We start from the raw sequence: 12,644 nt of genomic DNA, 5'->3' as shown, positions 1-12,644 counted from the left end.
CCTGATCCAGAAGCTCGCGGACCCCGCGAGCGGCCTGCTCGTCGTCGAGAAGTACGACTTGACCGCGGTCGTCCCGGTCGACCCCGGCCTCTGGGTCGTGGGCGCGGGCGTGACCGAGATCGCGGTCGGCCTGGCGCTCGTCGCGGGCTTCTTCACCCGCGGCGCGGCCGCGGTCTCGTTCGTCCTCTTCACGACCACGCTGTTCGGGCTCCCGGACGACCCCGTACTGGCCCACGTCGCGCTCTTCGGACTGGCCTCGGCCGTCTTCACCCTCGGATCGGGCCCGCTCTCCGTCGACCGCTGGATCGGGCGCCCCGCCGTCGACGACGGCGAGCCCGTGATCCCGACCGAGTGAGCGCGGGACGCCGGCGGCGTCGCGCCGGGATCGCGACCCGACGGCCTACTCTTATGGGCCGCTGGCGTCTGTCCCGCGTATGGACGTAGACATCGGTAACGCCCTGGAGACTCAGCCGGGGCTCACGGAGGAGACGCTCGACCGGCTCGACGGCCGGGTCGCCGACGCCCACGACCGGATCGCGCGCGGAATGGCCGCCGACGAGTTCGGCTACGCCTCCTTGAACCTGCCCGAAACCGCCGATCCGGCGGCGATCCGCGCCGCGGTCGAGCCGTTCGACGAGCCGGCGGCGGTCCTCACCGTCGGGATCGGCGGGAGCGCGCTCGGCGCGGCGACGCTCGCGGACGCGCTCGAGAGCGACGTGGACGCGTACTTCCTCGACAACGTCGACCCCGACGCGGTCGACGCGCTGCTCGCCGACCTGCCGCTCGCCGACACGGTCGTCAACGTGGTCTCGCGCTCCGGGACCACGGCGGAGACGCTCGCGAACTTCCTCGTCGTGCGCGAGGCGATGGCCGACGCGGGCGTCGACTGGACCGACCGCACCCTCGTCACGACCGGCGAGGCGGGCAACCTCCGGCGGCTCGCGGAGACGCACGACCTGCCCGCGCTCGACGTCCCCGAGGGAGTTCCCGGCCGGTTCTCCGTCCTCTCGACGGTCGGGCTCGCGGTCGCGGCGCTCCAGGGCCACGACGTCGAGGCGGTGCTCGCGGGCGGGCGCGACGGGATGGACGCGCTCGCGGGGTCGCTTTACGAGTCGCCGGCGTACGCCTACGGCGCGACGACGTACGCGCTCGCGGAGCGGGGCGCGCTCACCAACGCCGTCATGCCGTACGCCGAGTCGCTGGAGACGTTCGCGGAGTGGTTCGCCCAGCTGTGGGCCGAGAGCCTCGGGAAGGACGGGCTCGGCCAGACGCCCGCCCGCGCGCTCGGCGCGACGGACCAGCACTCCCAGCTCCAGCTCTACCGCGCCGGGCCGGCGGACAAGCTCGTGACGCTCGTGCGCCCGACCGAGCGCGCCGACGCGCCGATCCCCGAGACGGATCTGGAGGGGCTCTCCTACCTCGGCGGCTCCTCGCTCGGCGACCTGCTGGACGCGGAGTTCGCGGCGACGGAGGCGAGCCTCGCGGCCGCCGACGTGCCCAACGTCCGGATCGAGATCGACCGCGTCGACGAGCGGAGCCTCGGCGAGCTGCTGTTCGGGATGGAGGCGGCCTGCGTGCTCTACGGCGAGCTCGCGAGCGTCTCGACGTTCACCCAGCCGGCCGTCGAGTGGGGCAAGCGGGCGGCCCGCGGCCTGCTCGGCGGCGGCGACTTCCCCGAGGCGGAGGCGGTCGCCGACAAACGCGAGTTCCGGATCGACTAACACCGCGGGTCGCGTACGTCCGGCGATGACGGAGGAACTCCCCCCGCTTCTGGATCGGGCCGTCCGCGTCGCGAGCGCGGCCTTCGCGGTCGTGTTCGCGCTCGTCGTCGCGAGCGCGGTCGCCACGCCGGTCGCGGACCTGGCGGTCCGGCTCGGCCTCGTCGCCGACGGCGGAAACGGGTGGCAGCTGCTCCGGACGCTCGGCCAGTTCGCCGGCTTCCTCGTCGCCGCCGCCGGGTACCTCGCGATCACCGACCAGCGCGACCTCCTCCGGGTCGCGCGGCCGTCGCTCCGGGAGGTCGGGATCGTCGTCGCCGCGGGGATCGCCCTCCTGGCGCTCCAGTACGGCTCCCTGTTCCTCCTCCGGGAGGTCGGACTCTCCACCGGGCAGAACCGGGCGGTCGTCCCCGCCGGCGACCCGGTCGGGTACTACGCGGCGATGGTCGTCGTCTCGCTTCTCGTCGTCGGTCCGGTCGAGGAGGTGCTGTTCCGCGGCGTCGTCCAGGGAGGACTCCGCCGGGCGTTCGACGCCCTCCCGGCGATCCTGCTCGCGAGCGCGCTCTTCGGGGTCGTCCACCTCTCGGGGATCCAGGGAACGTCCGCCGAGCGCTGGGCGTACGTCGCGGTCGTCCTCGTGTTGGGCTGCGTGCTCGGCCTCCTCTACGAGCGGACGGAGAACGTGCTCGTCCCCGGACTCGCCCACGGCGTGTACAACGCCGCGATCTACGCGCTGTTGCTCGCGAACGCGCTGTGAGGCCGCGGTCGGACCGGCGGATCGGGTTCCTCCGTCCGTCGCCTCCGGCGGCGGGTCACGTCTCCCCGTCAGAACCCTCCGTCACGGCGATCTCGCCCGAGAGCGACCGTCCCGACGGGGGCGCGAGCGCGATCCCCTCCTCGTCGAACCGCCGTTTCACCGCCCGGCGGAAGTCCGACCGGAGCGTCGCGACGTCCCGATCGCCGGGGTCGTCGACCCACAGCTCCGCCTGTACCGTGATCGCGTTCTCCCCGAGCTCGAGGACGCGCGCGTTTGGTGCCGGCTCCTCGAGGATCGGCTCCCGGTCGGTCGCGACCGCGCGAAGCTCCATCAGCGCCCGCTCGACGTCCTCGTCGTAGGCGACGTACACCGTCTCCGTGATCCGGTAGGTGTCCCGGCCGTAGGGTCGGGTGAGCGCGTTGCTCGTGAGCTCGGTGTTCGGGACCGCGATCGTCTCGTTGTTCGGCGTCCGGACCCGCGTGACGCGGAAGTCGACCGCCTCGACGGTCCCCTCCCCGCTCGGCCACGCGATCCAGTCGCCGACGTTGAAGTCGGGGTCGGCCACGAGGAAGATCCCGCTGATGAGCGACCCGAACACCTGCTGGCCGGCGATGCCGAAGACGAACGTGATCGCCGCGATCACGATCGCCGAGTCGGTGAGCACGCTCCCGTAGCCGGCGGCTATCACGCCCGTCAGCGTCGCGAACCCGATCAGCGCCACCCGGACGTACGTCGTCACCGCCGACTCGATCGTGGGGTTGTTGCGGTTGCGCGCCCGCACGACCCGAACCACGAACGGCACGACGACGACTTGGCCGAGGAGGTAGACGGTCGCGAGCGCGAGGAGGAACCAGAACAGCTCCGAGAACACCCGATCGTACGCCGAGACGACCTCGGTCACCCACCTCGGCAGCGACGTCCCGCCGGTCGCGCTCTGGCCGATCATACGGCCGCGTCGCGGCGAGCCTACAAAAAGCCCGGACCGGCGCCCGTCGGTCCCGGCCGGTCAGTACCGGTCTTTCCCCCACCGGTGGTCGTCGTAGGTCGCCTGCCGGTCGCTGTCGAACCGCTCCTCGAACTTCCGGCGCAGGGCGGCCTTCTCCGTGGCGTCGATCCGCGCGAGCGCGTCGGCCTTCCCGACCGCCGCGGGCGGTCCTCTGGTGGTCGCCACGTCCGCGAGCACCTGCCGGGTCAGCCGGTCGCGCGTCCCCTCGTCGCGGGTGAACGCGTAGGGCGCCTCGAGCTTGTAGGTCACGTCGGTCCGCGGGTCGTACAGCACCATGAACGTCGGCTCGTACAGTTCGGGGTCGAGGTCGCGGTCGATCCCGAGCGCGTCGGCGTCGGCCGCCATCGTCCCGTCCGCGCCCCCGCGGCTGTGGAACCACGTCGTGAACGTGAGCTCGTCGTCGAGGCGGGCGGCGGCTTCTCGGCCGCCGTCGCCTCCCCGGCCGTCGGTGCTCCCGCGGGCCCCGCCTTCCGCCCGCCGCTCCAGGAGCCGGGTGAAGAGTGCGGTGTCGTCGGGCCAGGGCGACTCGAACCCCTTGCGGGAGAGCGTCCGCACGATCGTCCGGCTCGAGGGGTTCTTCACGAAGCCGGCGAGGGGAACGCCGCGCTCGACGAACCGCTCGACGAGCCGGACGTACTTCTCGACGACCGCGCGGGGTTTCGCCTCCCGCGCGAGCTCGCCGAGCTCGGGGTCGCGGTCCTCCCAGGTGAAGAGCTCCTTGGGGTAGATCGGGCCGTCGAGGACGAGGAGTTCTCCCACCTCGTCCGCGTGGTCGAGCGCGTGGGTCCCCTCCGCGAGGTAGAGCGCGAGCGCGTGGACGACCCCCTCGGCGTACCGGTTCACCCGCGGCGCGTGGAGCACGCGCTGGCGGGTGTGGCCGTCGTCGCGTCTCGTCCACTCCCCGTCGAAGTCGGCGGTCGAGTCGCCCGCGTGGACGGTCGCGACGATGGTGCGGTCGCGGTGGAGGTCGAGGTCGGTCGGCTCCGCGGCCATCGCCGCGTGCGCCACGTCGACGACCAGCCCGTTCTTGAACGTCGTCGGGTTGATCGTGCCGGAGTCGAGCCCGTGGACCGTCCCGAAGGGACGCTCCGCGAGCGCCACGTCGTCGACGGGCGCCCGCCGGCGCTCGTGGTCGGCGACGGGCTCGATCACGACCCGGCCGTCGCGTCGGAGCCCGGTCAGCCACTCGTCCCACACCCGCTCGGCGAGGTCCTCGTGGTCCGTCGTGTCCACGTCGCCCGCGATCCCGTACGCGAGCCGCGCGATGTTCTCGACGTGGATCGGATCGAGGGTCACGACCGTACTGCGATCCGGATCCGTATAAAGGGCGTCGCCCGCGCGGTCGACGACGCGGGCCGACACCGCCCTCGCCGCCCTCGCCGACCGGGACGCTCGACGGGCTTCGCGGGTCCGACGCCCCTCGACGTCCCGGCGAACCCGACCCCGATCGCGGGTCGTGGTGGCAGCCGCCAACCGCCGATACGGGAGCCGAGACCGACGTTCTCGGGAGTATCAGGCGTAATATTCGGAGCCGGAGGTATTTTATCCGACACGGCCACCGACGCTCATGGCCGAATCAACGATCGGATCGTCGACGGAGGGCCGCGGTCCGTCGGGCGGAACGGGCGAGGGCGGCGCCGGGACGGTAGACGGGATCAGGGAGGTTCTCGGGTACATCCCCGACGGCACCTCGATGCCCGAGGAGATGTGGCGGCCGCGCCACCGCAACATCCTGATCGCCATCGCGGCGCAACTCCCGATTCTGGTCGCGCTGGGCGTGTACTCGGGGACCGAACCGTTCACCGGGGCGGAGATCCCGAACACGCCGACGTGGATGCTCGGCGGGATGCTCGCGATCGTCGTCGTGACCGGACTGCTCGCGACGTGGTCGGGGTTCGACCGCCGGACCCGGACCGTGCTCGCGACGTTCAGCGGGCTCACCATCTCGATGGCGCTCGTGAAGCTGTCGGGCGGGTACATCGAGGCACACTTCCACTTCTTCGTGTTCATCGCGGTGGTCGCGGTGTACGAGGACTGGCTCCCCTTCGGGCTCGGGATGGCGTACGTCGCGGCCGGCCACGGGCTGTTCGGCCTGATCGACGCGAGCCTGGTGTACAACCACCCCGCCGCGATCGCCAACCCCGTCGTCTGGGGCGGGATCCACGCGGTGTTCGTCACCGCCCTCGCGGGCGCGCTCGTCGTCAACTGGTACTCGATCGAGAAGTCCCGCGAGGAGGCCCAACGCCAGCTCGAACTCGTCTCCGAGCAACGGGCGGAGATACAGGACGTCGAGGCGGCCAAAGCCGAGGCCGAGAAGCGCCGTGAAGAGGTCGAACGGCTCAACCGACACCTCGAGACGAAGGCGGACGACTACCGCGCGACCATGGCCGAGGCGGCCGACGGCGACCTCACGGTCCGGCTCGACGCCGAGAGCGAGAGCGAGCCGATGGAGCGGATCGCCGTCGCCTTCAACGGGATGATCGACGACCTCGAGTCCACCGTTCGGGAGGTCCAGTCGTTCGCCGGCGAGGTGTCGGAGGCGAGCGAGAAGACGATGGACGGCGTCGACGCGGCCGAGCAACTGAGCGCGGACCTGGGCCGGTCAATCGCGGAGATCGCGTCCGGCGCGGACGAGCAGCGCGAGATGCTCGAGGAGGTCTCGAGCGAGATGAACGACCTCTCGGCGGCGATAGAGGAGGTCGCCGCCTCGACCGAGACGGTCGCCGACGCCGCCCAGCGGACGGCGTCGATCGCCGACGAGGGCGAGGACACCGCGGCCGAGGCGATAGCGAGCGTCCGGGAGTCGCGCGAGGCGCTCGACTCGACCGCGGAGACGGTCAGGGACCTCGACGAGCGGATGACCGACATCGGCGACATCGTCGACCTGATCGGCGACATCGCCGACCAGACGAACCTGCTCGCGCTCAACGCCAACATCGAGGCCGCCCGCGCGGGCGGCGGCTCCGGGGCCGGATCGAGCGACGGCTTCGCCGTCGTCGCCGACGAGGTCAAACAGCTCGCCGAGGAGACGAAGGAGGCGGCGGGCGACATCGAGGAGCTCATCGCGGGAACGCAGGCCCGGACCGAGGCGGCCGTCGACGAGGTCCGGACCGCCGAGGAACACATGCAGACGGGTGCCGACGCCGTCCGCGACGCCGCCGACGCGTTCACGCGGGTGGCCGAGAACGCGGACGAGACCGACGACGGGATCCGCGAGATCGGCCAGGCGACCGACGATCAGGCGGCGAGCACCGAGGAGGCGGTGGCGATGGCCGAGGAGGTCGCGGAGATCAGCCGATCCACCGCCGCCGAGACGGACGACGCCTCCGCCGCGGCCGACGAACAGCTCTCCACGATGACGACGGCCGCCGGCGAGGCGGGATCGCTCACCGACCGCGCCGAGCGGCTCCGGCGGCTCCTCCGGAAGTTCGACGTCGCCGCGGAGTCGACGACGGCCGACGGGTCGACGCCGGACTCCCGCCCCGTCGCGATGGGCGACGGCGGGACGAACTGAGCCCGGCCTCGACGGCCGTTCTCCGTCGACCCCGCGACGCCTCCCCGTCCCCGATCGCCGAGATCCGTCCCCGACGTTCCCTCCGTGACGCTTCCCTTCGTGACGCCTCGCTCCGCGACGCCTCGGCATCCGACTAGCCCTGCGAGCCTCCCTCGACGACCGCCTCCAGCGCCGGAAGCACCCGCTTCACGTCCGCGCCGTCCTCGAGGAACACGAGCGTCCGCGGCGGACGGACCGCCTTCGGCCTGACGCGGAGCCCCGCCTCGCCGGCCGTCTCGGCGACCGCCTCCGGCGCCCGGCGAAACTCGAGCCGGACGCGGTCAGGCTGGACGTACGCCTCCGCGACGACGGCCCGGTCCGCCTCGCTCGGCCCGCCGGCGCCGTCGACGTGGCCGCCGCGTTCCCCGTCTCTCGCGTCGTCGACCGCGACCAGCCGGAACGCGAGCGCGCCGTCGGCGGTCGGCTCCACGTCGGGGTCGGCGTCGGTCACGTCGAGCCCGCGGAGGCGGCCGCGGTCGCCGGTCACCTCCGAGGCGAGGAGCTGGCCGATCCGGACCCCGTCGGCCAGGCGGTCCGCGACCATCACTCGCCCCCCGCGAGCTCGGCGCGGACGTCCTCGGCGAGGTGGTCGACGCGCGCCCCCTGCTCCTTCGCGTAGAGGACGGCGGCCGCCTCGATCGTCACCGCGAGCGCGCGCTGGCGCTCGTTGATCCCGGCGACCGCCCGCTGCTTCTCGACGCCCGCCGAGACGATCGCGTCGAGGGCGGTCTCGAAGGTGGACTGCTCGCGCAACACGTCCTCGTCGGGCCGGAAGTCCTCGGGGACGACGACCTCGTCGGGGTCGAAGCGCGCGACCAGCTCCCCGTCCTCCTCGTCGACGAGCCCGCGCCCCACGGCCACGTCGACGAGCCGTTTCGCCTGGTCCGGCGAGAACCACTCGCGCTCCAGCGAGAGCGCGACGACGAACTCGCCCTCCCCCAACCGCTCCGCGGCGTGTCGCTTGAACGGGGCGGCGACGGTGGCTTCGAGGCTCATGTTCCACCCGCGGCCGGCGACCGGCGTAAACGTACCGGACCGGGAGGCCCGCCCCTCACCCGTTCGGTCCCTCGACGAGCCGCGTCGCCGTCGCCTTCCAGGCGATCCACACCTCCCGTCCCGGCCGGATCCCGAGCCGCTCCGCGCTCCCGTCGGTGACGAGCGCCCGGACCGTCGCGTCGTCGACGCGGACCCGGACCGCGTGGACGGTCTCGCCGCGGTCGACGCCCTCGACCCGCCCGCGCCGGCGGTTCCGCTCGCTCGTCGCGGCCGGCTCCTCCCCCTCGCCGCCGGTCGTCCGGACCGTCACGGCGTCCGCGCCGATCCGGACCTGAACGCGGTCGTCGGCCGCGGCCCCGTCGTGGAGCCCCCACACCGTCCCGATCGGCGTCTCCACCGCGGCCAGCTCCCCGTCGACCGTCCCGACCGTTCCCGCGAGGACGGTCTCCGGGACGCCGGCGGTCGCGGAGATCGCCGCGGACAGCCGGTCGTACCGGCCGAGGATCCGGTTCCCGCGGTCGGTGAGTCTGCTCCCCCCGCCGCCGCTTCCACCCCGGTGGCGTTCCACGAGGTCGCCGAAGGCGGCCTCCAGCGCGTCGATCCGCGAGAGGGCGCGCGCGCGTGACCGACCGAGGTCGGTCGACGCCCGCGCGACCGAGCCCGTTCGCGCTATCGCGCGGAGCAGCGCGGCGTCCCGTCCGTCGAACTCGACGCCGTCCTCGACGAGCGTCGCGCGTCCCCTGCCGGTCGCGTCCTCCATCACGCGAGAGTACCCACGGCCGGCGGGTTAACGTCTCCGGCGGAGTCAGTACACCAGCTCCCCGTCGATGAACTTCCGCGTGCGCGGGTCCCGCGGGTCCTCGAACACCCGATCCGTGGGACCGATCTCCGTCACCCGGTCGTCGAGCAGCACCGCGACGCGGTCCGCGACCCGCTCGGCCTGGTGCATGTCGTGGGTCGCGACGACGACCCCGATCTCCCGGTTCCGGGCCTCGGCGATCGCGTCCTCGATGACCGCGGTGTTCCGGGGGTCCAGGTCCGACGTGGGTTCGTCGAGCAGCAGCACGTCCGGCTCGTACGCCAGCGCTCGCGCGAACGAGACGCGCTGTGCCTCGCCCCCGGAGAGCGACGCCGCGCGCTGGTCCGTCTTCCCGCGCAGTCCGACGACCTCGAGCGCCTCCTCGACGGCCTCGTGGGTGCCGTTTCGTCCGACGACGGCCCGCAGCTCGTCGCGGAGCCGCTCCGTCCACGACCGCCGGATCCGCAGCCCGTACTCGACGTTGCGGGCGACCGGGGCGTCGAAGAGGCTCGCCTCCTGGAACACCATCCCGACGCGTCGCCGCAGCGAGAGCCGCCTCGCCTCGTCGACGCTCCACGCCTCCGTTCCGTCGACGGTCACCGTGCCGGCGTCGGGCTCCTCCGAGAGCGCGAGCATCCGGAGCAGCGTCGTCTTCCCGACGCCGGAGGGGCCGATGACCGCGACGACCTCGCCGGACTCGACGTCGATCGAGAGGTCCTCGAACACGCGCTCGTCCCCGTACGAGTGGGTGATCCCGGTCGCGCGGAGCATCAGCGCACCCCCCGATCGCCGAGGCGGACGACGATCGCGTTGACCGTCAACACGAGCGCGACCAACACCGCGCCGAGCACCATCGCCGTCCCGTACTGCCCCTGGCGGGCCTCGAGCTGGATGGCGGTCGTCAGCGTCCGCGTCTTCGAGATCCCGTCCGCGCTCGTGATGTTCCCCCCGACGATGAGCACGGACCCGACCTCGCTGATGGCGCGGCCGAACCCCGCCAGGATCGCCGTCGCGATCCCGTAGCGCGCCTCCTTGAGGACGACGAGCGCCACGTCGAGGCGGGTCCCGCCGAGGACGCGTGCGGCGTCGCGGACGTCGTCGCCCACGCCCGTGATGGCCGCGAGGCTGATGGCGGTGATCGGCGGCGTCGCGAGCACGAACTGCGACATGATCATCGCCTCCTTCGTGAATATCAACTCGAGCGATCCCAACGGTCCCTGGTTGGAGACGGCGAACAGCACGACGAGCCCGACGACCACGCTCGGAAACCCCATCCCCGTGTTGATCACCGACTTGACGAGCCCCTTTCCGGGGAAGTCGGTGAAGCCAAGGAAGATCGCCACCGGGACGCTGAACAGCGTGCTCACGGTCACGGCGATGAGGCTCACGTACAGCGAGACGTAGACGATGCTCGAGACGTACCCGTCCCTGAACGGGAGGTCGACGAGGGCGATCGCCGGCTCGGCGAGGGCAGCCGTCGGCTCGGCGAGGCCGACCGCCGGCAGTACGACCGGTTCGACTGGCACGCTTACGCGTCGGAGGAGTCGCTACTCCAGCCTTCCGGAACGTACTGCTGGAAGTCGGGGTCCTCCGAGACGGCCTCCGGGAAGAACAGCTGTTCCCCGTTCATCTGGTAGTTCGCGATCGCCTCCTGGGCGCCGGGGCTCGTGATCCAGCCGATGTACGCCATCGCGAGGTCGTAGTTGGCGTTCTCGTGGACGCCGGGGTTGACCGCCATGATCCCGTAGGGGTTCGAGAGGATCTCCGGGCCACCCTCGATCGGTCCCTGGACGAGGATGGTGAGGTCGATCTCCGAGCGCTGCGAGATGAAGGTTCCCCGGTCCGAGAGCGTGTACGCGCCCTGCTGGTTGGCGACGTTCAGCGCCTCGCCCATGCCGGTCCCGGTCTCCTGGTACCAGTCGCCGCCCGGCTCGGTGCCGGCGGCCTCCCAGAGGTTCAGTTCCTTCGTGTGCGTGCCGGAGTTGTCCCCGCGGGAGACGAACGTCGCTTCCGCGTCGGCGATGGCGACCAGCGCGTCGGTCGCCGACCCCATCCCCGAGATCCCGGCCGGGTCGTCCTCGGGACCGACGATGACGAAGTCGTTGAACATCAGGTCGCGGCGGTTGACCCCGTAGCCGTTGCGCATGAACTCGTCCTCGAGTCCGCGGGCGTGGACCATCACCACGTCCGAGTCGCCGTTGCGCGCCGACTCGAGCGCCGCGCCGGTCCCCTGGGCGACCGCGTCGACGGTCACGCCGTACAGCTCCTCGAAGCTCCCGTGGATCTCGTCGAGCAGCCCGGTGTCGTAGGTGCTCGTCGTCGTCGTGAGCGTGAGCGTCTCGCCCGTCACGCCCGCCGACGTCTCCTCCTCGCCGTCGCCGCCGCCCGTCCCCGAGCAGCCGGCGAGCCCGGCGAGCGTTCCCGTTCCCAGCGCCGTGAGCACCTCACGTCGTTGTATCGGCATGGAAACATCGACGACGGCGACACGAAAATAGGTTGTGGTCGCCGACGCGACCGACCCCAGAGATGACCTCCGATCCGTCCGAAGACACGCCTCCGAACGCGTGAACGCCCCCGGATCGCTCGAACCGGGACGCGAGAACGGAGGGTCCTCGACCCGCCCCCGTCGCCGTGACGTACCCGAAACCGGTTACGCGAACCGTCTCCGACGGCCGCGGCCGTCGCCCGCTCCCGGCGACGCCGTGGTCTCGGGAGGGCGCAGCGTCGGCACTCCACGGGTCCGGGACGCTCGTTCCGTGCCGTGCGGTGTCGTGGGGCCCCGAAACGGACGCGCTTATACGCCTCGGCGGGGAACAGCGGGGCATGATATTCGAGGGCCTCCCGACGACCCCCCGTTCGGAGGAGCTCGTCGACAAGGCGTTCTCGCGGGCGGCCCGCGCGGGTCGCGCCAAGCGCGGCCACGAGGCCCAGGAGTCGATGCTGCGGACGGCCGGCAACGTGCTCTCCGACAACCTCGAGAACGTGGTCGTCTCCTGGCCCGACTTCGGCTTCGACGTCGACCCGTTCTACTACGAGCTCGCCGACGCCATCGTCGACGTCGACCGCCTCCGGCAGGCGCTCTCGCAGGTGATGTGGGCGAGCCGGCAGATCGAGTCGCTGCGCGACGAGTACACGACGAAGGTCCGCAACTCCGACGTCGACGCCGCCCGGAAACACCGGAAGCAGGCGTTCGCACGCATGGCGGACGTGATGGACCAGATCTCCGAGGACCTCCGGTACATCGGCGACTCCCGCGACGACCTCCGCGACCTCCCCGACATCCGGCCCGACGAGCCCGCGATCGTCGTCGCCGGCTACCCCAACGTCGGCAAGTCGTCGTTCGTCAACCGGGTCACCCGCGCGTCGAACGAGATCGCGGAGTACCCGTTCACGACCCGCGGCGTCCAGGTCGGTCACTTCGAGCGCGACCGCGTCCGCTACCAGATCGTCGACACGCCGGGGCTGCTCGACCGACCCGAGGACGAGCGCAACGACATCGAGCGGCAGGCGGTGAGCGCGCTCGAACACCTCGCCGACGTGGTCCTCTTCGTGCTCGACCCCTCCGGCGACTGCGGCTACCCCCTCGACGTCCAGCTCGAGCTCCGCGAGGAGGTCAGAGCGCTCTTCGACGAGTCGATCCCGATGCTCACCGTCGCGAACAAACACGACCGCTTCGACGCGGTCCGCGCGGAGGCCGTCGACGCGACGATGAGCGTGACCGAGGAGGAGAACGTCGAGCGGGTCCTCGACATGGCCGTCGAGGCCGCCGCCTTCGAGCCGGACCTCCCGACCCGCGACCGCGAGGAGTAGTCGCG

General features: G+C 72.0%; 13 protein-coding genes. 5 read left to right on the top strand and 8 right to left on the bottom strand.

Translation table 11 applies throughout. The annotated features are described in order from the left end of the window. The 3 genes from DJ70_RS03550 to DJ70_RS03540 all read left to right on the top strand — a co-directional run. On the top strand, positions 1–355 hold a 355-nt coding region (locus DJ70_RS03550), incomplete at its 5' end, for a DoxX family protein (RefSeq protein WP_143420920.1). Positions 356–434: 79 nt separating this feature from the next. After that, entirely contained in the window at positions 435–1,721 is a 1,287-nt protein-coding gene (locus DJ70_RS03545) for a glucose-6-phosphate isomerase (RefSeq protein ID WP_094530204.1), read from the top strand. A gap of 25 nt (positions 1,722–1,746) precedes the next feature. After that, complete coding sequence (locus tag DJ70_RS03540) at positions 1,747–2,475, top strand: CPBP family intramembrane glutamic endopeptidase (RefSeq protein ID WP_094530202.1); 729 nt, start codon at positions 1,747–1,749, stop codon at positions 2,473–2,475. Between the two features lie 55 nt (positions 2,476–2,530). Here the strand turns inward: DJ70_RS03540 and DJ70_RS03535 are convergent, their stop codons facing one another. Together DJ70_RS03535 and DJ70_RS03530 are read right to left on the bottom strand one after the other, a co-directional pair. Then, entirely contained in the window at positions 2,531–3,421 is an 891-nt protein-coding gene (locus DJ70_RS03535; RefSeq protein ID WP_094530200.1) for a mechanosensitive ion channel family protein, read from the bottom strand. A 60-nt stretch (positions 3,422–3,481) separates the two neighbouring features. Beyond that, positions 3,482–4,777: a DNA double-strand break repair nuclease NurA gene (locus DJ70_RS03530; RefSeq protein ID WP_094530198.1), complete on the bottom strand. Its 1,296-nt coding sequence runs from the start codon at positions 4,775–4,777 to the stop codon at positions 3,482–3,484. A 271-nt stretch (positions 4,778–5,048) separates the two neighbouring features. Between DJ70_RS03530 and DJ70_RS03525 the strand changes: the two genes are divergently transcribed. Then, positions 5,049–6,995 carry a methyl-accepting chemotaxis protein gene (locus tag DJ70_RS03525; RefSeq protein WP_094530196.1) on the top strand — a complete coding sequence of 649 codons (1,947 nt, stop codon included), beginning with the start codon at positions 5,049–5,051 and terminating at the stop codon, positions 6,993–6,995. A 133-nt stretch (positions 6,996–7,128) separates the two neighbouring features. On the opposite strand, the gene DJ70_RS03520 is transcribed toward DJ70_RS03525, so the two are convergent. The 6 genes from DJ70_RS03520 to DJ70_RS03495 all read right to left on the bottom strand — a co-directional run bounded on the left by DJ70_RS03520 (position 7,129) and on the right by DJ70_RS03495 (position 11,293). Further along, positions 7,129–7,578, bottom strand: a complete 450-nt coding sequence (locus tag DJ70_RS03520; protein ID WP_094530194.1) for a hypothetical protein — start codon at positions 7,576–7,578, stop codon at positions 7,129–7,131. Next, complete coding sequence (locus tag DJ70_RS03515) at positions 7,578–8,030, bottom strand: DUF2240 family protein (RefSeq protein WP_094530192.1); 453 nt, start codon at positions 8,028–8,030, stop codon at positions 7,578–7,580. Before DJ70_RS03515 ends, DJ70_RS03520 begins: the two co-directional genes overlap by 1 nt. Before the next feature lie 55 nt (positions 8,031–8,085). Beyond that, positions 8,086–8,790, bottom strand: a complete 705-nt coding sequence (locus DJ70_RS03510) for a TOBE domain-containing protein (protein WP_094530190.1) — start codon at positions 8,788–8,790, stop codon at positions 8,086–8,088. Positions 8,791–8,835: 45 nt separating this feature from the next. After that, entirely contained in the window at positions 8,836–9,600 is a 765-nt protein-coding gene (locus tag DJ70_RS03505; RefSeq protein WP_094530188.1) for an ABC transporter ATP-binding protein, read from the bottom strand. After that, on the bottom strand, positions 9,600–10,283 hold the full coding sequence (locus DJ70_RS03500; RefSeq protein WP_094530208.1) for an ABC transporter permease: 684 nt from the start codon (positions 10,281–10,283) through the stop codon (positions 9,600–9,602). Before DJ70_RS03500 ends, DJ70_RS03505 begins: the two co-directional genes overlap by 1 nt. A 74-nt stretch (positions 10,284–10,357) precedes the next feature. Next, positions 10,358–11,293, bottom strand: a complete 936-nt coding sequence (locus DJ70_RS03495) for a substrate-binding domain-containing protein (RefSeq protein ID WP_094530186.1) — start codon at positions 11,291–11,293, stop codon at positions 10,358–10,360. 359 nt (positions 11,294–11,652) lie between these two features. Here DJ70_RS03495 and DJ70_RS03490 point away from each other — a divergent pair, with 359 nt between their 5' ends. Further along, positions 11,653–12,639 (top strand): NOG1 family protein, encoded by a 987-nt coding sequence (locus tag DJ70_RS03490; RefSeq protein ID WP_094530184.1) that lies wholly within the window; start codon positions 11,653–11,655, stop codon positions 12,637–12,639. Positions 12,640–12,644 lie beyond the last annotated feature (5 nt).

Source organism: Halorubrum halodurans (assembly GCF_002252985.1).
In the GTDB taxonomy this organism is placed as follows: domain Archaea; phylum Halobacteriota; class Halobacteria; order Halobacteriales; family Haloferacaceae; genus Halorubrum; species Halorubrum halodurans.
The sequence above is the reverse complement of the archived record's forward strand: the minus strand, read 5'-3'. Positions and strand labels throughout refer to the sequence as shown.

Coding starts and splice junctions, on each gene's coding strand:
- DJ70_RS03545 (WP_094530204.1), top strand. CDS start 435: ATGGACGTAGACATCGGTAACGCCCTGGAGACTCAGCCGGGGCTCACG.
- DJ70_RS03540 (WP_094530202.1), top strand. CDS start 1,747: ATGACGGAGGAACTCCCCCCGCTTCTGGATCGGGCCGTCCGCGTCGCG.
- DJ70_RS03535 (WP_094530200.1), bottom strand. CDS start 3,421: ATGATCGGCCAGAGCGCGACCGGCGGGACGTCGCTGCCGAGGTGGGTG.
- DJ70_RS03525 (WP_094530196.1), top strand. CDS start 5,049: ATGGCCGAATCAACGATCGGATCGTCGACGGAGGGCCGCGGTCCGTCG.
- DJ70_RS03520 (WP_094530194.1), bottom strand. CDS start 7,578: ATGGTCGCGGACCGCCTGGCCGACGGGGTCCGGATCGGCCAGCTCCTC.
- DJ70_RS03515 (WP_094530192.1), bottom strand. CDS start 8,030: ATGAGCCTCGAAGCCACCGTCGCCGCCCCGTTCAAGCGACACGCCGCG.
- DJ70_RS03510 (WP_094530190.1), bottom strand. CDS start 8,790: ATGGAGGACGCGACCGGCAGGGGACGCGCGACGCTCGTCGAGGACGGC.
- DJ70_RS03505 (WP_094530188.1), bottom strand. CDS start 9,600: ATGCTCCGCGCGACCGGGATCACCCACTCGTACGGGGACGAGCGCGTG.
- DJ70_RS03495 (WP_094530186.1), bottom strand. CDS start 11,293: ATGCCGATACAACGACGTGAGGTGCTCACGGCGCTGGGAACGGGAACG.
- DJ70_RS03490 (WP_094530184.1), top strand. CDS start 11,653: ATGATATTCGAGGGCCTCCCGACGACCCCCCGTTCGGAGGAGCTCGTC.